The organism is Lysinibacillus sp. G1-3 (assembly GCF_056322905.1).
Genome location: NZ_JBWHYQ010000001.1, coordinates 167,762 through 190,404 on the forward strand (window position 1 = coordinate 167,762; position 22,643 = coordinate 190,404).

The following is a 22,643-nucleotide window of genomic DNA, read 5'->3' on the forward strand; positions in this document are numbered from 1 at the left end:
ACAAATAAGTGCCTTCGTATTTTAAAAAGAGCTGACTCGCGCCGAAGTGGCCACGAGGCAGCTCTCCGCTTAGAGCTTAAAAAGAAATCATTATTTCATCTTTACATATTTAAGATGAATATCACCAGTTGGATTTGGATCTAAGTTTTCGATATCATCATTAACTACTGACAAGTTAGTGTAGTAGTAAATAGGTGCAACTGGGAGTTCTTTCATAATGACTGCTTCTGCTTGCTTTAAGTAGTCAATACGTTTAGCTTCATCTACTTCAGCAATAGCTTTATCTAAGAAGCCTTTGTATTCAGCGCTTTCCCATCCTGTATCGTTATTACCGTTTTTAGCAGTATCGAACATTTCAAGGAATGTATATGCGTCTAGATAGTCAGCTACCCAACCCATACGAGCTACTTGGTAGTCACCAGTGTTGATTTTTTCTAGATAAACTTGCCATTCTGAATTATCTAACTGAGAAGTAATACCAAGTTTTGTTTTCCATTCTTCTTGAATAAATTGAGCGATTGCAGCATGTGCTTCAGAAGTGTTGAATGAAATATTCACTTGAATATCTTTAGGGTCTTTAATGCCAAGTTCTTTCATACCAGCTTCAAGAGCAGCTTTTGCTCCATCAACATCGTTATCTTTCATGTAACCACGGTCATCTTCAAAATTAGGAACTGCTATAGGTACCATTCCTGTAGCTGGTTTTTGTTCACCTTTAGTTACGTTGTCAATTAATTTTTGACGATCGATTGCTAGAGTAAGAGCTTTACGGATATTTGCGTTAGACATAACTTTGTCTTTTGTATTGAATTTGTACCAATAAATAGATGCTTGGTCTTTGATTCTTAAAGATTTATCTTTTTTGAACTCATCAATAGCATTAAGATCTACTGTTTGGAATGGTGCACCGATATAGTCAAGCTCGCCACCTTTATACTTAGTAGCAACAGTTGCTTCTTTTTCAACCATATCAATATTTACAGTATCAAGATCAACATTTGATGCATCCCAATAATCTGCATTTTTTGCAAGAACGATAGATTCATTATGTTTCCAATCGCTTAATTTATAAGGACCATTTGTTACGAAGTTCTCACCTGCGTCTGTGTACCATTCTTTATTAGCTTCAGTCACTTTTTGGTTAACTGGTAAATAAGTTTTGAATCCTGTTAATTCTAAGAAATACGGAGTTGGATTTTCTAAAGTTACGACTAAAGTTTTGTCATCTTCAGCTTTGATACCAACAGCATCAATAGAACCTTTTCCTTCGTTGTATGCTTGAGCCCCTTTAATTGGGTAGAAAATAGAAGCATACTCAGAAAGATTTTCTGGATTTAACGCCCATTTCCAAGAATATTCGAAGTCACCTGCTACAACTGGATCACCATTTGACCATTTTGCATCACGTAATTTGAACGTATAAGTCTTTTTATCTTCACTTATAGTCCAATCCTCAGCCATACCTGGAGTAGGTTTACCATCAATGTCTGAAACAGTCAGACCTTCAAGAACGTTAATTAGGATTGCGCTAGATGTAGTATCTGTTGCAAGTTGTGGGTGTAAAGATGGTGGTTCTGAAGCGATTGCTAAGTTAATTTCTTTAGCTTTTGAACCAGAATCTTTTTTGCCGTCTGAAGATGAAGAATTATCAGACTTTTCACCACCGAAGCCACATGCAGCTAATACCAGTGAGAATACTGCAAGGACAGTTAATAATAAAAACTTTTTGTTTTTAACCATGTGAATCCCCCTTATACAATTTTAAGCCTTTTGTGAAGCTCTTATTTAATATACCAAAAAATCATTGTGTACAAAATAAAAAAGATTCAAATTTATATAGTATTATCTGACATTTGAGAAGATAATAAATTTTTTCTATTCATCACATTAAAGGATAAAAGCGCTTTCATAACAATAATTTGATATTAATTCGTTCTGAATATCAAAAAAAGAATAAAAATACAGAAATGACTTACTATATAGAAAATTCATATTGTTTAGATAATATTATTGTTATAGTAAAAATGAGTCAAAAGTCATATATTGATAACATGGGTGGTTGGTGTCGATTTGTAGAAGATTATCGCAAAATCGAGTAATTTCGATTCTTGGGGAGGTGTTTTTTTGCAAATTATAATCTCGAAGGATGAATATTTTTATCTATTAATGATATATAAGAAACTTGTTTTGTATTTTTTTAAGAATATCCAGTATAAGAGAGAACAAAGAAGAGGTAGAGTATATGTATGACAAAATGTGCCACTCTTAAAGAATAAATGTACGTTAGTTAATGAAAATATGTTTTTTTGAAATAATTTACACATTACTGGAATATTCAATATTGTATAAAAAAACGTTGCATGGAATCAATTATATGTGTGTAGGGTTGAGTTTATACTAAATGAAAAAAATACATAATTATCATTACTTTTATGCTGTTGTTTTATGGAGAAGTCCATTTGTCTTGCTTAGGAGGAAAGCTTCTTCATATAGTTACTAAAAATTACGTAAGTGGAAAATTACTTTGTCTATATACGTGGTTAATTCTACCATATTTTAATTGCTAAATGGAGGTTTTCCTAAAAATAAACAGCAAAGTGATTTGAATCAATAGTTATAGATGGACGATTTCTTAAGTAAGTAGGGGGTAACCAAAGTGTTAAACGATATTAGTCACTATTAGTGTCCTCTCGTTGCCCTCACGCTTTTGATTAGAAATGCGGACTAGGACAAAAACAAGCAGAGAATAAAAAATTCTCTGCTTGAAATGATTAAAGCTTAAATTGGTTAATTTGGGTTTGTAAGTCTGAGGATTTTTCACTTAAATCTGTAGCAACGTGATTTATTTGTTGCATAGTTGCTGCTTGTTCTTCACTAGCTTCGGCTATGATTTGTGTATTAGCAGCACTTGAAGAAGCACCATGAGCAATTTCTGAAACGGAGGCTGCTACTTGCTCAGCGCTTGCAGAGATTTCTTCAGAAGTAGCTGAAATGTCTTCTATTTGATTTGTCATCATATTAATCGCTTTTACGATTGCTTCAAAAGAGTTACCAGCATCCCCAATGATTTTTACACCATCTGTAACAGATTGTAGCCCATCTTCGACAGCTTTTTCTACATTTTGGGTATCTTCTTGGATTTCTTGTGTTAAGGTAACAATTTGATTGGCTGATTGCTTTGATTCTTCTGCTAGCTTACGAACTTCGTCAGCTACGACAGCGAAGCCTTTTCCATGTTCACCTGCACGTGCAGCTTCGATTGCAGCGTTTAGCGCTAATAAATTCGTTTGATCTGTAATGGCAGTAATGACTGTAGTTATATTGCCTATTTCTTCTGATTGCTTACTTAGTTTTTGAACGAGATTGTTAATCATTTGGGTAGAATCATAAATTACGTTCATTTGTTGTTGAGCCTCATCAACTGTACTAGTACCGTTACTCGCCAATTCAGTTGTTGTCACTGCGCTTTGGTGGAGTTGTTGAGTAGCCTCTGCTATTCGCTGTACACCTACGGCTGTTTCATCCATAGCATGTGCACTTTCATTGGCAGCAATTGTAGCAGTAGATGCCGCATTTGCCGTCCCGTTAATTCGTACCGTAATTTCATCAGCAGAAGCTGAAATCTCTTCGATAGAGGCGGATAGTTCTTCAGCGGAAGCTGATAAATGTTCCACATTGCCTTGAATATGTGTTAATAAACCTCGTAAGCTACTTTTCATAACGTTAAAAGCTGTAGATAGTTGTCCAATTTCATCTTTAGATTGATAGGAAATATCTTGATGATATAATTCACCATTCGCAATATTATTGGCAGCAAGAACCATGGATTTTAAAGGTCGTGAAATTGTACGCTGGACATATAACATCAGTGATACTCCAAGTATTACACCAATGATGATAGCGATGATTGAGATTGTTTGTGAAATGGACACTGCTTGTTTAGATTCTTTCGTGACAATATCAAGTTGTTTTTTTTGATAACTTACAATTTTCTCTGATACTGCTAATAAATCTGTATTTGCTTGTTGGACATCGCCATTAACTTTTTGTATCGCTTCTTCTAATTTTCTGGCATCATAAAGTGCTAGTGCTTCTTCAGCGGCTTTGTTAAAAGCTTCATTATATGTATTTAAATCTTTTGCATAAGTCTCCATTTCGGATGAATCAGATTTTTCCATCGTCTCAATTACATACGAATCTAGCATTTTAGAATACTTTGTAAAGTTATCTTTATTAGTTGCTGAGTCTTCGATGAGTATTGCCCGAATGTAAAGACCTTGCATTGCTCGAGCAGTTTGAATATTATTAGCTAATTCTACTAGAGCTACACGATTTTCTAGCGCATTTTCTACCTTCTTATCAATATTTGAGAATTGAATAAACATAATGACCAATGAAATAATTAAGGTCAGGAGGATGGTTAAAAAACCAAAGCTTAATTTTTTGCCTACAGACATAAAGTTACGTCCTTTCTGAGATGCTATTTACTTTTTTTACTTAAATTTAGCAATTTAGAAAGGAAGAAGTCAATAACGCTCGAAATAAACAGTTCGGAATAATCACAAGTTTTTTTAACGTTACTATAATCAATAGCTGTATAGTACAGATTACGTGGTTATCACCATAAAAAAGGAACACGATACAACTCGTATCGTATTCCAACGCTTTAAGACTGTTTTTTTAATTGTAAAATGACAGTTTCATCTGGATCAATGTATAAAGTTTTTTGTTCAAAGTAAATAACAAAACCAGGTTTAGCACCATTTGGTTTTTTTACTTGACGTATTTCTGTGTAATCTACTGGAACAGAAGAAGATTCTCTTGCTTTTGAAAAATAGGCAGCAAGCGTTGCAGCTTCTCGTAATGTTGTTTCGTCAGGTTCACTTGTATGGATGACAACATGTGAACCAGGAATGTCCTTCGTATGCAACCAGGTATCTGTACGTTTAGCCATTTTAAATGTAAGCATGTCATTTTGTTTGTTATTTTTCCCAACAGAAATCGCTACACCTGTAGAAGAGACATAACGTTCAGGCTCTGGTTTCGTTTGTTTTTTCTTTTTTCTTGCATGACGTAATTTCAAATAACCTTGTTCTGCTAATTCTTCGCGAATTTCTTCTATATCTCCAGGAGCAGCTTGTTGTACTTGCTGAGCAAGCATTTCAAAATAAGCTATTTCTTCCTTCGTTTTTTCTAACTGTTCTTGCACCATAATAAGGGCATTCTTTGCTTTTGTATATTTTGTGTAATAGCTTTGAGCATTTTCAATAGGTGTTTTACGTTCACTTACTGGAATGGTGATTTTCTCATCTCCAGTTTCACTATAATAGTTAGTGACAGTTACTTCCTTTACACCTTTTTCAAACGCGTAAATATTCGCCATCAGTAACTCCCCATATAATTGGAACTGATCTAGCTTAGATGCGCGTTCGTAGTCTTTATTTAACTTTTTAGTTTTTAATATAAGTTTGTCAATTTCATTTTGCAGCCATCGTTCCAAATCACCAGCCTGCTGTTTGACACGATCACGCTCAGCTCGAGCAAAGAATACGCGGTCAAGAAGCTCATGGACATTCGGATAAATCGTTACATCTCCTTGTAAATGGGTTAGAGCAATTGGGGAGAAGTAAGTTTTATTATTTGCCATTACATACATTGGCTTTGCCCCACCATTAGTAAAGGAAGCTATAAAGTTTTTAAAGCAATTTAAACGATCATCTGTGTCTGTAAATCTGAATAATAATTCCTCAGCATGTATTGGTGAGAAACCAGTAAATTGCGAAACAATTTCCTTAGCTGTTTTTGGTTCTGAGAAAAATAGTGTAATTTGTTCGTCGGTTACTGCTAAAGGGTGCCATTTATTTTGTGCGGGTGGTGCGATATAAGGCTGACCAGGTAATACTGTACGGAAGCTATTTACGGATGGTGGTAAATGCTTTAAGCTGTCGACTATTTTTCCCTGCTCTTTATCTATTAATAATAGGTTACTGTGACGGCCCATAATTTCAGCATGTAACTCCCTTACAATCGGGTCGCCAATTTCATTTTTACTTTCGATTTCTACTATTATAATACGATCAAAATCGTGCTGTTTAATAGAAGAAATAAAACCACCCTCTATATGCTTTCTCAACAGCATACAAAACATTGGGGGTTCTGCTGGATTTTCAATCGAATGCTCAGTAAGGTGAACGCGTGCGTATGAAGAATGAATCGAAAAAAGTAATTTATGATTGCTTCCGTTCGCACGAATATGTAGAACAACCTCTTGAGCGTTTGGTTGATGTATTTTAGTAATCCGACCTGTTACTAATTGTTGTAGGTCGGCTGTCATTGAATAAGTAAATAAGCCGTCAAATGCCATATGAATTCCTCTTTCCAACGATATAAGCATCCTTGGTACTTTCGTATTTATTATTTTAATAGTGTAGCAAACTTTCCACCAAAGTGTGTGGTTGATTTCCGTTCCGGCTGGGCGCTTTCCTGGGGGCGTCCGATGAGCCGCTTATCTTCGCTGCAGGGTCTCATCTGTGACGCTGATCCCCGAGGAGTCGCCCAGCCTCCACTCCAATCAACTTATTTGCATGACATATGTTTTAGCAAAGTGTCTTCCCTAAATTCAGAAGATGGATCAATTTATTAGAAATCATTAAATCATTTGTATGCACATTACCATAACGTGTGGTTGATTTCCGTTCCGATTGGGGTCTTTCCTGGAATCGGGAAAAGAGTTCACATAGGATGTAAGTCTAAAATCATCACATCCATGCGATAACGGCTAACTGACCTGCATAATGTTGTTACTGACGCTGCGTGAGCACCGAGCTTTAGCAAAAAACATCTCCTGCTGCCGCTTCGCTTTCGCGCAAAAAACATCTGCAGGTCAAAGTACAAAGCCGTTTCCGGGCGCAATTATGCCGAGGTAAATTGATTAGGTGTATTGATTAACCACTTTTCTCTTCCTAAATTAGTTAGATTGCAACTGAATTAATTTGAGGAGAACTGTTGATTAGAAAACATTGTTTTGAGCAATTAAAGGGTTTTTTGTTGATATTTTGCTTATAAGTGCCCGTTTTTACCAGATTGTATTGAAGGGCAACTTGACTCCGCGAGAAAGCGAGACAGACGAAACCCTGAGGCCAACATGATGTTGGTCACGAAGGCATTGTCACAGGACGTGACGCATTTAGCATTTGTTCCTTTAGCGGAGGAAGCGGCTCGACGCTGCCCGCAGGAAGCATTGCTCTGCGCGAAAGCGAAGCGACAGCAACAAATGTTTTAACTGTGCGAAAGCGAAGCGACAGCAACAAAGTAAGTAGCCCGTAACGGAAATCTGTTTCCCCCGATGAGTTGACTGTTCTTCACTTTAATCTTCTTCTAGACATTGCATACATTTTAACAAATGTCATCGCTATGCTTTGCTAATGAGTTTTTTCTTATGTTTATCATAGCATTTTTTAGGTGAATATTAAAATATAGCTTCAACTGTGGTAGAATTAGCTTTTGCTCTATCTTCATTCAGTGGGCGTCCAACCACCCACTGAATGAAGATAGAGCCTCCGGCGGATGTCATGGATTTTGAAAGAATGAATAAAGGATGTTAGCCTAAAATCTTCACATCCTGCGAAAACGGCTAACTGACCTGCATCGGTAAAAACGCTACATCCTGTGGCCTTACCGAAATGACCGACTTCGTGTCGGCCCTCGTGCAGGCCTAGGCGCAATTCAAAATCCGGACGCATTGTTTATCTGTGCGAAAGCGAAGCGACAGCAACAATTACGCCAGGGCGAAATTGATCTATTTTTTTACGTCATAAATGACAGAGCTTATGTTATAATAATCCCAGTATGCAAAGAAGGGTGTGACGAACCTTGGTGCGTAGTATGACTGGTTTTGGCAGAGGTGTCACAACAACAAAAGACTTTCAATTAACAGTAGAAATGCGCTCAGTCAACCATCGATTTTTAGAAATTAATGCGAAATTCCCGAAAGAATGGCTTGAAGCAGAAATTTTTGCAAAGAAATTAATTTCGAAAGCTTTGTCACGTGGGAAAATTGATGTGATGGTTTATGTTAAGGACTTAGATAACATCGAGCAATCTATTGAAATTAATTGGTCATTAATTGAAGCGTATCGTAAGGCAAAAGAGCAATTAGCAAATAAAGTACCACTAGAAGAAAAATGGACGATGCAAGAGCTACTATCGCTTGAACAAGCGCTTGTACAAGAAAAGCCACAGCTTACACCTGAGGATTTACTTAGTGCTGTTGAAAAGGCTATTATGCAAGCACTGGAACAGCTCATTCAAATGCGTGAGCGTGAAGGGCAAGAATTGCATGATGTTGTTGTACAATATAAAGAACAGTTAAAAGAACAAGTGAATCAGATTCGTTCTTGTGCTTCCCTAGCTGTAGAAAAATATCGTACCCGATTATTGGAACGAGTTACTGAAGTGGCGAATGGAGCTTTGTTAGAAGATCGCCTACTTGCCGAAGTAGCAATATTTGCAGAACGTGTAGATATCACTGAAGAATTGGACCGATTAGATAGTCACTTTAATCAACTAGAAGAAACATTACAAGAAACGATTTCGGTTGGCCGTAAATTAGACTTTTTAATGCAGGAAATACACCGCGAGATCAATACGATTGGTTCAAAAAATCAATCAACAGAGGCGGCCATCGCAGTAGTTCAGGCGAAAACAATTTTAGAAAAGATGCGCGAGCAAGTTCAAAATATCGAATAGCTTGCATGTATCTGTTATAAATTAAGGGAGATATAGAGAATAAATGATAAAAGAACGTGGATTATTAATTGTTCTGTCTGGCCCATCTGGTGTAGGTAAAGGGACAGTGCGAAAAGAATTATTTTCTCAGCCGAATACGAATTATGAGTATTCCATCTCGATGACAACACGAAATCCTCGCGAAGGTGAAGTAGATGGTGTAGACTATTTTTTCAAGACGCGTGAAGAATTTGAAACGTTGATTGAACAGGGTGGCTTGTTGGAGCATGCTGAATTTGTAGGGAATTATTACGGAACACCGTTAGCCTACGTAAATGAAACACTGGATGCAGGGCGTGATGTGTTTTTAGAAATCGAAGTGCAAGGTGCTGCACAAATCCGCCAAAAGGCTCCAGATGCATTATTTATTTTCTTAGCCCCACCAAGCTTAACGGAATTAAAGGACCGTTTAGTTGGTCGAGGGACGGAAACAGCAGAGGTTATTGCAAAACGTATAGCAACTGCAAGTGAAGAGCTTGAAATGATGAGCCTTTATGATTACGTAGTTGAAAATGATGAAGTGACAAATGCTTGTGATCGTATAAATGCGATTATTAAAGCCGAGCATTGTCGTAGAGAACGTGTAGAAAAAAGATATTTGTCAATGTTGAGAGGAGAATAAATCTATGTTATACCCATCAGTAGATACATTAAAAAAAGAAATCGATTCAAAATACTCGTTAGTAAGTTTAGCATCTAAACGTGCTCGTCAAATGCAAGAGGAACAAGACACTGAGCGTTTACACAAGTATGTTTCTCATAAGTACGTAGGAAAAGCACTTGAAGAAGTAGCGGCAGGTGTACTTACGAAGGTATCACAGGATGAGTCAACTGTGTACGAAGACGAAATCTAACATTGATGTAAATAAGCTTTTGCGAAAATGTTAACGTCTGCAGTGGATTTTTGATTATACAGAATGCCGAGAGCTCCCGAGGAATTTTCCTTTGGGAGCTTATCATTTGAAAGGACGATTGTGCATGAATAAAAATATTTTACTTTGTGTTTCAGGTGGTATAGCGGTTTATAAGGCTGTCGCTCTAGTTAGCAAGCTATCTCAGGCTGGGGCAAATGTAAAGGTCATCATGACAGCATCAGCAAGACAATTCGTGAATCCATTGAGCTTTCAAGTTATGTCAAAAAATGATGTTTTTTTCGATACTTTTGATGAAAAGGATTCGAGTGTTATTGCCCATATTGATTTGGCAGATTGGGCAGATTTAATTTTAGTTGCACCAGCTACCGCAAATGTTATTGGGAAGTTGGCGAATGGAATTGCGGACGATATGGTAACGACGACCTTGCTAGCAGCAACTGCTCCTGTATGGCTTGCACCAGCGATGAATGTACATATGTATGACCATCCAGCCGTAAAGCGAAATTTGGCTCAGTTACAATCTGATGGTTATCAATTTATTGAGCCTTCAGAAGGATTTTTGGCATGTGGTTATGTTGGTAAAGGCCGTTTAGAAGAACCTGAAAAAATAACAGCAATCGTTCAAGAATTTTTTTCAGAGAAGGCAAAGCCATTAGCTAGTAAAACAGTAGTGGTCACAGCTGGAGCGTTTTATGTACCATTAGATGAGCGTCATGTCATTAGCACGCAGTCGAATAGTAGAATTGGACAGGCGATAGCTAAAGAGGCACAAACACTTGGAGCAAATGTAATCCTGCTAGATGAGAAAGCAACAAGCGTGTATGAGCTTGTTGAACAGCTTGAGGATTATAAAAAACAATATCCATCCGCATTTTTTATCCATGCAGCAAATACGCCTACAACTGAAGAGGCACCGATATTATCCATAGAAGGAATGACCGCAATAACTTTTGGACAAAAGGTTATTGGTGAACCAATAGTAACAATTATGTCAGACAAGTGGATTGATTTTAGTGACACGGCAGAAGTAAATGGTCAAATGTGGGATGCGACAGATGCCAAGCAATTTGCCCAGGCATTTTGGACATATATATTACAGGGTGAGATGCAATGAGTTTTTTGATTGCAGAGGTTATAGTGGATGTTTCGACTTACCATGTAGATCGTCCGTTTGACTATGAAGTTCCTACAGAATGGGCACATGTTATAGAAATGGGCTGTCGTGTAAAAGTACCGTTTGGGCCAAGAAATGTTCTCGGCTTTGTCGTCGGATTAAAAAATGAAACAGATGTACCATCTAACAAAATAAAGTCTATTGCACAAATTTTAGATATTGAGCCTGTATTAACCGAAGAAATGCTGTTAATGGCTAAATGGCTGAAAAACGAAACGATTTGCTATGAAATTGATGCCTTACAGGTTATGCTTCCGTCAGCGCTTCGAGCGAAGTATGAAAAAATCATCACACTACAAACGGAGAAAGATGTTTTACCAGATGAGGTTAATGCTATTTTTGGCAAGCGACAACAGGTTAATTTCAAAGAATTCGAACGTGCTGAATTACTTCCTTTATTAAAGCAGCTTATAACTGATAAAATCGTCAAAATTGAAAATGTTGTGAAGCAACAAGGGAATGTAAAAGAAATACGTATGGTCAAAATTACAGATCATCAGCAAGATATCGACAAGGCTATGGAAGATGCAGCGAGAGCAGCCAAACAGCGCCAACTGATTGAATGGATGGGCAAACATCTTGGGGAGGTTCTTTTGCCGCAGAAAATCTATGAGGAGACAGGTGCATCTTCCACGGTATTACAGTCAGTTATCGAAAAAGGAGCTGCTCACTTTATACAAGAAGAGGTGTATCGAGATCCCTTTACGAAGGAGGTTTCTCGTACTCAATCTTTACAATTGACGGAAGAGCAGCACATAGCATTAAAGGCTATTACTGGATCGATGGAAGAACAGACAGCAAAAACTTTTTTACTACACGGCGTTACTGGGAGTGGTAAAACGGAGATCTATTTGCAAGCAATTCAAAAGGTGTTAGATGAAGGTAAGGAAGCCATTATGCTAGTACCTGAAATATCATTAACACCACAAATGACAGAGCGTTTTCGTAGTCGTTTTGGTGAGATGGTTGCTGTCATGCATAGTGGCTTATCTGTCGGTGAAAAGTATGATGAATGGCGTAAAATTCAACAAGGTAAGGTAAGCGTTGTTGTTGGAGCTCGTTCGGCAATTTTCGCACCTTTTACAAATTTAGGTCTTATTATTTTAGATGAAGAGCATGAATCAACATACAAGCAAGAAGATTCACCACGTTATCACGCTAGAGACGTGGCAATATGGCGAAGTGAATTTTACAAATGTCCTGTTATATTAGGCAGTGCAACGCCTGCGCTGGAATCATTTGCGAGAGCAAAGAAGGGCGTGTATGGTTTGCTATCATTAAAACAACGTGCTTTGCATCAAGCATTACCGACAGTTTTTATTGCGGATATGCGAGAGGAGCTTCAAAAAGGAAATCGTTCCATGTTTTCCGAGCAGCTTGTTGATGCAATACGTGTAAGACTAGAGAAAAATGAACAGATGGTCATGTTTTTAAATCGTCGTGGCTATTCTTCCTTTGTGCTTTGTCGTGATTGTGGAACGGTTGTACAATGCCCAAACTGTGACATCTCGTTAACATATCATCGGACAACAGAGAAATTAAAATGTCATTATTGCGGTTATGACGAGCGTGTTCCTCAAATATGTCCACAATGCCAGAGTGAGCATATCCGTTATTTTGGTACGGGAACGCAAAAAGTCGAGGAAGAAATTTATAAGCTGTTTCCTGAGGCGAGGGTTCTCCGAATGGATGTTGATACAACGAAGCAAAAAGGTGCTCATGAAGAAATTTTGCAGGCATTTGGGGAAGGACAGGCAGATATTTTGCTAGGTACGCAAATGATTGCTAAAGGTCTTGATTTTCCTAATATTACGCTTGTTGGTGTACTTAGTGCTGATACATCTCTGCATCTACCCGATTACCGTGCAGCGGAGCGTACATTCCAGCTATTAACGCAGGTTAGTGGTAGAGCGGGACGTCATGATAAGCATGGTGAGGTTATTATTCAATCGTATACACCAGAGCATTATGCAATTGAGTTGGCAAAAATTCAAGATTACGAACCATTTTACGAACGTGAAATGTTTTTACGCCGTCGCTCTAGCTATCCACCGTATTATTATGTAGCACTTGTTCAAATATCTCATGAAGATGTCATGATGGCTGCAGAGTATGCTGGACGTGCGGCAGATTGGCTAAAGGGAAATTTATCAGAACGAGTTGCCATTATAGGTCCAACAACTGCTAGTATCAGCCGTCTCCAAAATAGATATCGCTATCAATGTTTGATAAAATATAAAATTGAACCAAATCTCATTCCAGTATTACAGCGGCTTCTTGCTATGTATCGCGCGGAATGGATTAAACAGGGTATTTTAATGACGGTAGATTTAGATCCGTCAACTATATAAAATGATTCATCACCAGATCGGACATGACATTTTGTTGAAACGTATGTCATGCGGACAGGTTGATTGTAGTGTGGGCTGGGCGACTCCTCAGGGATCAGCAGTCAGTGAACGAAGGCTAAAAGCATGACATCCTGTGGAAACCCCTTCGTGACCAACTTGGGTGCTGTTGTTGCTTCGCTTTGGCACATATAAAACATTTGCTGGAAAGCGCCCAGCCAGAACGAAAATCAGCTACGAGTTATGATGCTGAGCTTATTAAATGCTTAAAGAGTCGTAGCTAGTGATATGGAGTCCAATTAAATAATGTATAACTTTAAATTAGGTATATTGATTGGTAAATATAGGTTTGTTGTTAGCTGATAGAAGAATTTTTTTGTTGCTATCTTGCTAATATATCCCCATTTTTTACTGATTGAAGCGGAGGGGTGCTCGACTCCCACAGGAAAGCGAGTAGCCCGTAGCGGAAATCAAATCCTTCAAAATAACTAAAATGGATAAAAATGTCTAATAAACAGACTTGACCTTAAATATAGAAAAGAGGAACATAACATGGCAATTAAAAAAGTTGTAGAACATCCAGCAAAGGTATTATCAACACCATGCGCGGAAGTAACAGAAATCAATGAAGAAATTATTACATTACTAGATGATTTATATGACACAATGGTTGAATACGATGGCGTTGGTATTGCAGCGCCTCAAATAAATGTAGGATTACGTGTTGCAATTGTCGAGCTTGGCGAAGAACGAGATGTTTTAGAAATGATTAATCCAACTGTTATTAATACGGATGGAGCTGAAGTAGATATTGAAGGATGCTTAAGCTTCCCAGGATTATACGGTGAGGTTGAACGTCCTGATTATGTGAAGATTGAAGCATGTGACCGTGAAGGGCGTGTATATGAGCTAGAAGCGGGAGGTTTTGATGCACGAGCAATTTTACATGAAATCGACCATTTAGATGGCGTGCTATTTGATTCGAAAATCAAACGCATTTTAACTGAAGAAGAGCTTGAAGCAATGTACGCTGAAGAGGAGGAATAATATGACTTCAATAATTTTTATGGGAACACCGGATTTCTCCGTGCCAATTTTGCGTATGCTACATCATGAAGGTTATGATATTAAAGCTGTAGTTACACAACCAGATCGTCCAGTTGGGCGTAAGCGTGTGCTAACACCACAACCTGTTAAGGTAGCAGCGATGGAGTTAGGTTTACCTGTTATTCAGCCTGAAAAACTACGTGGTTCTGAAGAATTACAGCAAATTATTGATTTACAGCCTGACCTAGTCGTAACAGCTGCTTTTGGACAAATTTTGCCAAAAGAATTGCTAGATGCACCACCGCTTGGATGTATTAATGTCCATGCGTCACTTTTACCGAAGTATCGTGGTGGAGCACCTATTCACCAAGCGGTTATTGATGGTGAAAAAGAAACAGGTGTAACGATTATGTATATGGCGCAAAAGCTAGATGCTGGTGATATCATTTCCCAAAAGGCTATCCTAATTGAAAAGGATGATTATACGGGTAGACTATTTGATAAGCTGAGTGCTGTGGGCAGCGATTTATTAAAAGAGACACTTCCTTCTATTATAAATGGAACAAATAATCGTTCCGTTCAGGATGAAGCACAAGTAACCTTTGCAAGCAATATTTCACGTGAACAAGAACGTATCGATTGGACAAAGGATGCTACTACTTTATACAATCAAGTGCGTGGTCTTCATCCGTGGCCAGTTGCCTATACAACATTTGAAGATGGCAACTTTAAAATTTGGTGGGCACAGGTTGGTAACTCTAAGCATGAAACTGTTCCTGGGACAGTCGTTGCGATTTCAAAGGATCATTTTGAAGTTGCTTCAGGAAATGGTACAACACTTGCCCTGTATGATGTACAACCAGCTGGTAAAAAACGCATGACAGCAGAGGATTATTTACGTGGTACAGGTTCTAAATTACAGATTGGGGACCAATTTAAATGAGTAAAAAAAGTGTAGTAATTTGGGATGGAAATGTGCGTGACGCCGCACTTTCTATTCTGTTAGCAGTAGATAAAAATCAAGCCTATAGTAATTTGCTTTTAAATGAAACGATTAAGCGACATAAAATTGAAGCGAAGGATCGTGCTCTTTTAACAGAAATTACGTATGGCACTCTCCAATATAAAATGACACTTGATTACTATTTAGAGCCATTTATTCGTGGTTCAGTAGATCATTGGGTGCGCTGGCTTTTACGTTTATCTTTATATCAAATGCATTATTTAACACGTATACCACCTCATGCTGCGGTGAATGAGGCTGTAGAAATTGCTAAGCGTCGAGGTCACCAAGGGATAGCTTCAATGGTCAATGGTATTTTACGATCTATTTTACGTCAAGGTGTAGCTTCTACTGATGACATTAAAGATCCGATTGAGCGCCTTGCTATTGAAACGAGTCATCCGGAGTGGTTAGTACAACGCTTTGTCGATAACTATGGTATTGAAGTAGCGGCTCAAATGTTACATGAAAATAATATACCTCCAGTACAAACTGTACGTGTAAATACGACGAAAGCAAGCGTCGATCAAGCGATTGCCAGTATAGAAGCAGAAGGTTTAACAGCGAAAAAAAGCGATCTAATGCCTGAATGCTTACATGTAACAAATGGTCAGCCAGCTAGAACAAAGGCTTTCCAAGAAGGGCTTATTACTATTCAGGATGAAAGCTCCATGATTCCAGCAAATGTGTTAAATCCATCTCCTGGCATGCGCGTTTTAGATATGTGTGCAGCACCAGGTGGAAAAACTACACATATAGCTGAGATTATGAAGAATGAAGGGTCGATTTTAGCGACCGACCTTCACCCTCATAAATTAGATTTAATCGACCATAATACGGATCGTCTAGGGATTGATATAGTAGAGACTGCTCCTATTGACGGACGTAAGGCACCGGATTTTCTACAACTAGAATCATACGACGCTATTTTAGTCGATGCCCCTTGTAGTGGTTTAGGTGTTATGCGCCGCAAGCCAGATATTAAATATACAAAACGTGAAGAAGATTTAGAAAACCTTCAAAAAATACAATTAGCGCTATTAGATGCTGCAACAAAAGTATTGAAAATAGATGGCAAGCTTGTGTACAGTACATGTACAGTAGATAAAAGAGAGAATGAAGGTACTGTAGATGCCTTTTTATCAACGCATCCAGAAATGGAAGCTATACAACTAGAATCTTTACCAACAAAATTAGCGGAAAAGCAAGCAAATGGCATGCTTCAAGTCTTTCCACAAGACTTCGGCAGTGACGGTTTCTTCGTTGCCGCCTTTCGTAAAAAAGGAGAATCCAACTAATGGTGGATCAAGAGAAATTTAATGAGCGTATAAACGACTTAGTTGACGAAGCGGAAGACAAGCCTGTTCGACGCGCAAAAAAAGAAAAACCAAATTTAAAGGAATCGGTATACTCATTACAGCCGAAACAACTAGAAGAATGGTTAAAGGAAAATGGTGAAAAGCCGTTCCGTGCGGCGCAAATTTTTGATTGGCTTTATAATAAACGAGTAAAAACATTTGAAGAAATGTCTAACCTTTCAAAGGGATTACGTGAAAAGCTTGAAGCAAGTTTTTCATTAACGACATTATCAACAATTATTAAACAGGAATCTAAAGATGGTACGATCAAGTTTTTATTCCAATTACAAGACGGCTATTCTATTGAAACTGTATTAATGCGTCATGAATATGGCAACTCTGTTTGTGTGACGACACAAGTAGGCTGCCGAATTGGCTGTACGTTTTGTGCCTCAACTTTAGGTGGTTTAAAGCGACACTTATTAGCAGGGGAAATCGTGGAGCAAGTTGTAAAAGTACAGCAGACTTTAGATGAAGTGGGCGAACGTGTATCACATATCGTCATTATGGGTATTGGAGAACCTTTCGATAATTATGATGCGATGATGAACTTCTTAAAAGTCATCAATCATGAAAAAGGGTTAAACATTGGTGCTCGTCACATCACTGTATCAACATCAGGAATAGTTCCTAAAATTTATCAATTTGCTGATGAACAGCTACAAATCAACTTTGCAGTTTCCTTACACGCACCAAACCAAGAGGATCGTCAAAAACTTATGCCAATTGCACGTGCTTATAAGTTAGATGAATTAATGGAAGCCGTTCAATACTATACTAAAAAAACGGGCAGACGTGTTACTTTTGAGTATGGTTTAATGTCTGGTGAAAATGATTCAGTTGAAATTGCAGAAGAATTATCTGCTTTAATAAAAGGAATTAAATGCCACGTGAACTTAATTCCTGTAAACTATGTACCAGAACGTGATTATGTTCGTACATCTCGAAGTCAAATTTTTGCCTTTGAAAAAACATTAAAGAAGAATGGTATTAACGTAACGATCCGCCGAGAGCAAGGTGCTGATATTGCAGCAGCGTGTGGTCAATTACGTGCGCAAGAGAGATCTGAAGAGACGAGGTGACCAGTGTTGGAATACACAGTCGAAAGTGATATTGGGTTAAAACGGGCAATTAATGAAGACCGTGCGGGATTTTTTAATCGCCAAGACGGGTTTGCACTAGCACTTGTAGCTGACGGCATGGGTGGTCATAATGCTGGCGATGTAGCGAGTGATATGGCGATGAAACAGATGGAAACCGTTTTTTTACAGGCAGAGGCACATCATTTTGCGTCAACAACATCAAAAAAAGAGTGGTTATTACAAGCAGTCAAGCAATTGAATAAAAGTATATATGACTATTCTTTATCACATGAAGACTGTAAAGGAATGGGCACGACGTTTATTGCAGTGTTAATTGAAAAAAATCATTGCTTTATCGCACATGTTGGTGATAGTCGTGTGTATTATTTCTTTGAGGATGGTGCACAACAAATAACAAGAGATCACTCTTATGTAAATGTTCTGGTTGAAAATGGTGAAATTAGTGAAGAGGAAGCGTTGACGCATCCGAAGAAAAATTTCATTTTAAAGGCAGTTGGTACAGAAGAAACGATTGAGCCAGACTTTTATGAAGTTGATTTAGCATCAGAATCGTATTTACTCATTTGCTCTGACGGTTTAAGCAATAAACTTACAGTGTATGAAATGGCATCAATTATTACGTATCCAGATTCAGTAGAAGAAAAAGGACGAAAACTTGTAGAATTAGCAAATGCAAGCGGGGGAGAAGACAACATCTCCCTCGTGCTGCTCACAAGGCAAGATGAGGAGGTGTAAGTATGCTTGTAGGTAAACGAATTAGTGACCGCTATAAAATTATAGGGCTTATAGGTGGCGGTGGTATGTCCAATGTTTATTTAGCGCATGACATGATTTTAAACCGTGATGTAGCGATCAAAATATTGCGTTATGATTTTACCAATGAGGATGAATTGTATCGCCGTTTCCAACGTGAAGCACTTTCTGCTACAAGCCTTACACATCCGAATATCGTTAGTGTTTATGATGTCGGTGATGATGGTGACCTACATTATATTGTGATGGAATATGTCCAAGGGAAAACATTAAAGCAGTACATACAGGAATTTGCACCAATTTCTCCTGCCAGATGTGTGCATATTATGAAGCAGTTAACGTCAGCAATTGCCAATGCTCATGAAAATCATATTATCCACCGTGACATTAAACCTCAAAATATTTTAATGGATGCAGAAGGTAATGTGAAAATAACTGATTTTGGTATAGCGATGACGCTGAGTGCTACATCATTTACACAAACGAACTCCGTGCTTGGAACGGTGCATTATTTATCGCCTGAGCAGGCTCGTGGTGGTACAGCAACAAACAAATCTGATATTTATGCACTTGGCATTGTTTTATATGAATTATTAACTGGGGAATTGCCATTTTCAGGTGAGTCAGCTATTTCTATCGCACTTAAACATTTACAATCGGAGACGCCATCAGTTCGTGCCTTCGATGCTACAATTCCACAAAGTGTGGAAAATGTTGTGCTAAAAGCTACAGCAAAAGATGCTTCTCATCGTTATTCAACTGTAGATGAAATGCAAGCAGATTTAGAAACAGTTTTATCGCCGAATCGTATGAATGAACCGAAGTTTGTCATACCGGTAGATAATGATGTGACGAAGGCTATTCCGATTATAAAAGAACCAACTGCACATAAAGACGAAGATTTAACGAAGACAAGAGTAATCGAACCAATTACACAATCAACGCCGAAACCCGAAGCGAAGAAGCCTATTGAAAAGACAGTACCTGTAAAGAAAAAGAAAAAGAAAAAATGGCCAATAGTTGTTGCTGGGTTAGTAATAGCAGCGATCGCCATTTTCCTATTCGTTTTCTTTGGAACAGATCTATTTAATCCAAAAAAGGTACCTGTACCTAGTGTGGCTAATATGACAGTTGAAGAGGCTACTAAGAAATTAGAGGCTGACGGCTTTACGGTGGGTCAGTCGCCACAGGAGCGTTATGACGAGGACGTCGAAAAGGATAAGGTTATAGAAACTGACCCTACAGAGGGTACGGAGCGTGTAAAAGGCACAGAAGTAGACTTAATCGTGAGTCTTGGGGTAGAAATGACGAAAGTGGAAGATTATAGAGGCCAGCAAATCAGCCAAGTTCAATCAATGCTAAAGGATAAATTTTTAGATTCTGAAGTTAGCTATGTAAATTCAAAAGATCCTGAAGGACAAATTATTGAACAAGAGCCAGCACCACAAGAAGAGGTAGTCGCTAAGAATACAATAATGAAATTTACGGTAAGCGCAGGTGTAAAAATGATCACCGTAGATGATGTTGTGAAGTACACTAAAGCTCAAATGGATGAGTATGTAAGAAGAGAAGGCTTGACATGGCGTGTTGTTCGTGAAGAAAATGATGATACAATACCAGCTGGAAGTGTTAAATCACAATTGACAAGAGCAGGAACTCAGGTTGAAGCGGGCACTGCAATCGCTGTTATTTTAAGTAAAGGACCTGCAGCAAGGCCAGATAAAACTTTGGTGAAAACTGTGAAAATTGAATATAAACCAAATGAGGAAGGTTTAGAGCAAACTATTCGAATTGATATTCAAGACAAAAACAATAAAATGTTAACAACAGTTGAAACATTTACTATTACGGCTGATCAAGAGCACCGAATACAGCTTGTTATTGCAGATGGTCAGGATGCAGCCTATAAAATTATTCGTGATTCAGAAATTATTGCTGAAGAAACATTCAACTACGATGATGTCAAATAAGGGGGAATTGGATGGCGCAAGGCCAAATTCGTAAAGCATTAAGCGGTTATTACTATGTATATGATGGAGAAGAACTAATACAATGTCGAGGACGTGGGGTATTTCGCAATCGAGGGGAATCCCCACTCGTTGGCGACATTGTAGAATATACTCTGGAAACAAAAGGCTCGGACGGCACTATTCAAAAAATTATGGAACGCCAAAATGAATTAGTACGTCCCCCTATAGCCAATATTGATCAAGGCATTCTTGTGTTTTCTGTAAAAGAACCTAATTTTAATACAATTTTACTCGATCGTTTCTTAGTTGTTTTAGAGTCATTTTATGTTCATCCGATTATTTGTTTAACAAAGATGGATCTGCTAGAAGATCATGAACGTGAGGAATTGCAAGGCTATATAGCAGATTATGAGCGTATGGGTTATACCGTGCTACAAACCTATAAGGGTGAGGAAGAATTAGTTGAACGTCTACAACCTATTTTAAAGGAGAAAACCTCCGTATTAGCAGGGCAATCTGGAGTTGGAAAATCTACACTACTAAATACATTGATTCCAGATTTAAATTTAAAAACAGGCATTATTTCACAAAGCTTAGGGCGTGGTAAACATACAACTCGCCATGTCGAACTAATCGAAGTATGTGACGGTTTATTAGCAGATACTCCAGGATTTAGTTCATTTGATTTTGATGAAATCGAAAAAGAAGAATTAGGCGCATGTTTCCCCGAAATGGCCCGTATGGCAGATGATTGTAAATTTAGAGGCTGTTTACACTTGAAGGAGCCGAAATGTGCAGTAAAAGCAGCGGTGGAGACGGGGGAAATTCGTGACTACCGCTATAAACATTACGAACAATTTTTACAAGAAATTATGGATCGAAAGCCGAGGTATTAATGATGATACAAATAGCACCATCAATTTTAGCAGCCAACTTTGCAAAATTAGGAGAAGAAGTTAAGGAAGTAGAAAAAGCAGGTGCACAGCTTATTCATATCGATGTTATGGATGGTCATTTTGTGCCAAATATTTCATTTGGCTCTATCGTATTAGACGCCATTCGCCCTTTAACGGATTTACCATTAGATGTACATTTAATGATCGAAAATCCTGATCAGTATATTGAACAATTCGCCAAAGCAGGGGCAGACTATATTACGGTGCATGTAGAAGCTTGTCGCCATTTACACCGTACAATCCAATTAATTCGTTCATTTGGAGTCAAACCGGGTGTTGTATTAAATCCACATACATCAATAGAATCCATTCAACACATATTAGAGGATATTGATATGGTGTTGTTCATGACTGTGAATCCAGGGTTTGGCGGGCAAAAATTCATTCATTCTGTAGTGCCAAAAATTGAAGCATTAGCAGCTATTATTAAAGAACGTAATCTTGATATTGCTATAGAGATCGATGGTGGAATTAATGCAGAGACTATTGTTCCTTGTGCAAAAGCAGGAGCAACTATTTTTGTAGCTGGTTCAGCAATTTATAGTAAAGAAGATCGTACAGCGGCACTTCAAGAAATTTTAGCTGCTGGTGAGGCAGCGATTCAAGGATGACCAAAGTCGTTGTTTGTGCAGGTGGACCAAAAGAGGAACTCTGTTCATTTAGTCCGTTTAAAGAGCAAAGTGATGTATTATTTATCGGAGCTGATCGAGGAGCGCTATATTTAATCGAGCAAGGCATCACACCACATGCCATAGTAGGAGATTTTGACTCTTTATCAAAAGAGGAATACGAACTGGTGATGGCACTTACAAATGATAGACAACGATTCCAAGAAGAAAAAGATGAAACAGATACGGACTTAGCGCTATTAAAAGCCTTGACCTATACACCTCTAGAAATTGTTCTTACAGGTGTTACGGGTGGACGTTTAGATCATTATGAGGCGGCAGTTCGTTCGATTTATCGTTTACAAAAAGAGTATCCACACGTAGTATTGAAGATTATTAATCATGCAAATATGTTGCAATTTTTAATGCCAGGCAAGCACATCATAGAAGCAGATAAGCAATATCGTTATTTATCTTTCTTTGCACATGAAGAGCCGATTAAAGATGTTACATTAAGGCAAGTAAAATATGAAACAACAAATGAAGAAATCTCTCTTGGTACATCCCGCTTTACAAGTAATGAAATAATAGGCAATTCAGGGTCTATATCTTTCTCACAAGGCATATGTTTAATGATAAGAAGCATAGATTAGCGTAAGGG

The 22,643-nt window shown here is 38.1% G+C and carries 18 protein-coding genes; 15 read left to right on the top strand and 3 right to left on the bottom strand.

The window, feature by feature from the left end; translation table 11 throughout:
• Positions 1–90: 90 nt before the first annotated feature.
• The 3 genes from ACVYAD_RS00780 to ACVYAD_RS00790 form a co-directional block, all read right to left on the bottom strand.
• Positions 91–1,740 carry a peptide ABC transporter substrate-binding protein gene (locus tag ACVYAD_RS00780; RefSeq protein ID WP_349658883.1) on the bottom strand — a complete coding sequence of 550 codons (1,650 nt, stop codon included), beginning with the start codon at positions 1,738–1,740 and terminating at the stop codon, positions 91–93.
• A gap of 1,031 nt (positions 1,741–2,771) precedes the next feature.
• The gene (locus ACVYAD_RS00785) at positions 2,772–4,457 is read right to left on the bottom strand and encodes a methyl-accepting chemotaxis protein (protein ID WP_476423976.1); all 1,686 of its coding nucleotides are present in this window, start codon (positions 4,455–4,457) and stop codon (positions 2,772–2,774) included.
• A 209-nt stretch (positions 4,458–4,666) separates the two neighbouring features.
• A complete protein-coding gene (locus tag ACVYAD_RS00790) occupies positions 4,667–6,364 on the bottom strand; it encodes an Rqc2 family fibronectin-binding protein (protein ID WP_476423978.1) in 1,698 nt (565 codons plus the stop codon).
• A 780-nt stretch (positions 6,365–7,144) separates the two neighbouring features.
• Between ACVYAD_RS00790 and ACVYAD_RS00795 the strand changes: the two genes are divergently transcribed.
• The 15 genes from ACVYAD_RS00795 to ACVYAD_RS00865 all read left to right on the top strand — a co-directional run bounded on the left by ACVYAD_RS00795 (position 7,145) and on the right by ACVYAD_RS00865 (position 22,635).
• Positions 7,145–7,282 (top strand): hypothetical protein, encoded by a 138-nt coding sequence (locus ACVYAD_RS00795; protein ID WP_476423980.1) that lies wholly within the window; start codon positions 7,145–7,147, stop codon positions 7,280–7,282.
• A 590-nt stretch (positions 7,283–7,872) separates the two neighbouring features.
• Positions 7,873–8,748, top strand: a complete 876-nt coding sequence (locus tag ACVYAD_RS00800) for a YicC/YloC family endoribonuclease (protein ID WP_349658879.1) — start codon at positions 7,873–7,875, stop codon at positions 8,746–8,748.
• A 43-nt stretch (positions 8,749–8,791) separates the two neighbouring features.
• On the top strand, positions 8,792–9,409 hold the full coding sequence (gene gmk / locus ACVYAD_RS00805) for a guanylate kinase (RefSeq protein ID WP_349658878.1): 618 nt from the start codon (positions 8,792–8,794) through the stop codon (positions 9,407–9,409).
• Positions 9,410–9,413: 4 nt separating this feature from the next.
• A complete protein-coding gene (gene rpoZ, locus ACVYAD_RS00810) occupies positions 9,414–9,641 on the top strand; it encodes a DNA-directed RNA polymerase subunit omega (protein ID WP_053483349.1) in 228 nt (75 codons plus the stop codon).
• Positions 9,642–9,765: 124 nt separating this feature from the next.
• Positions 9,766–10,776: a bifunctional phosphopantothenoylcysteine decarboxylase/phosphopantothenate--cysteine ligase CoaBC gene (coaBC, locus tag ACVYAD_RS00815; protein WP_476423982.1), complete on the top strand. Its 1,011-nt coding sequence runs from the start codon at positions 9,766–9,768 to the stop codon at positions 10,774–10,776.
• The gene (gene priA, locus ACVYAD_RS00820; RefSeq protein WP_476423984.1) at positions 10,773–13,187 is read left to right on the top strand and encodes a primosomal protein N'; all 2,415 of its coding nucleotides are present in this window, start codon (positions 10,773–10,775) and stop codon (positions 13,185–13,187) included. Before coaBC ends, priA begins: the two co-directional genes overlap by 4 nt.
• A 549-nt stretch (positions 13,188–13,736) precedes the next feature.
• Positions 13,737–14,231 carry a peptide deformylase gene (def, locus tag ACVYAD_RS00825; protein WP_349658875.1) on the top strand — a complete coding sequence of 165 codons (495 nt, stop codon included), beginning with the start codon at positions 13,737–13,739 and terminating at the stop codon, positions 14,229–14,231.
• A 1-nt stretch (position 14,232) separates the two neighbouring features.
• A complete protein-coding gene (gene fmt / locus ACVYAD_RS00830) occupies positions 14,233–15,174 on the top strand; it encodes a methionyl-tRNA formyltransferase (RefSeq protein ID WP_476423986.1) in 942 nt (313 codons plus the stop codon).
• Positions 15,171–16,532 carry a 16S rRNA (cytosine(967)-C(5))-methyltransferase RsmB gene (gene rsmB, locus ACVYAD_RS00835; RefSeq protein WP_476423988.1) on the top strand — a complete coding sequence of 454 codons (1,362 nt, stop codon included), beginning with the start codon at positions 15,171–15,173 and terminating at the stop codon, positions 16,530–16,532. The genes fmt and rsmB overlap by 4 nt, the downstream gene beginning before the upstream one ends.
• Positions 16,532–17,674: a dual-specificity RNA methyltransferase RlmN gene (gene rlmN / locus ACVYAD_RS00840; RefSeq protein WP_476423990.1), complete on the top strand. Its 1,143-nt coding sequence runs from the start codon at positions 16,532–16,534 to the stop codon at positions 17,672–17,674. Before rsmB ends, rlmN begins: the two co-directional genes overlap by 1 nt.
• 6 nt (positions 17,675–17,680) lie before the next feature.
• Entirely contained in the window at positions 17,681–18,430 is a 750-nt protein-coding gene (locus ACVYAD_RS00845) for a Stp1/IreP family PP2C-type Ser/Thr phosphatase (RefSeq protein WP_386827017.1), read from the top strand.
• 2 nt (positions 18,431–18,432) lie between these two features.
• A complete protein-coding gene (gene pknB / locus ACVYAD_RS00850) occupies positions 18,433–20,418 on the top strand; it encodes a Stk1 family PASTA domain-containing Ser/Thr kinase (protein WP_476423992.1) in 1,986 nt (661 codons plus the stop codon).
• Between the two features lie 11 nt (positions 20,419–20,429).
• A complete protein-coding gene (gene rsgA, locus ACVYAD_RS00855) occupies positions 20,430–21,314 on the top strand; it encodes a ribosome small subunit-dependent GTPase A (protein ID WP_349658870.1) in 885 nt (294 codons plus the stop codon).
• 2 nt (positions 21,315–21,316) lie between these two features.
• Positions 21,317–21,985, top strand: coding sequence for a ribulose-phosphate 3-epimerase (gene rpe / locus ACVYAD_RS00860; RefSeq protein ID WP_476424243.1), 669 nt, complete (start codon positions 21,317–21,319; stop codon positions 21,983–21,985).
• Positions 21,982–22,635, top strand: a complete 654-nt coding sequence (locus ACVYAD_RS00865; RefSeq protein ID WP_476423994.1) for a thiamine diphosphokinase — start codon at positions 21,982–21,984, stop codon at positions 22,633–22,635. Before rpe ends, ACVYAD_RS00865 begins: the two co-directional genes overlap by 4 nt.
• The last annotated feature ends 8 nt before the right edge of the window (positions 22,636–22,643 follow it).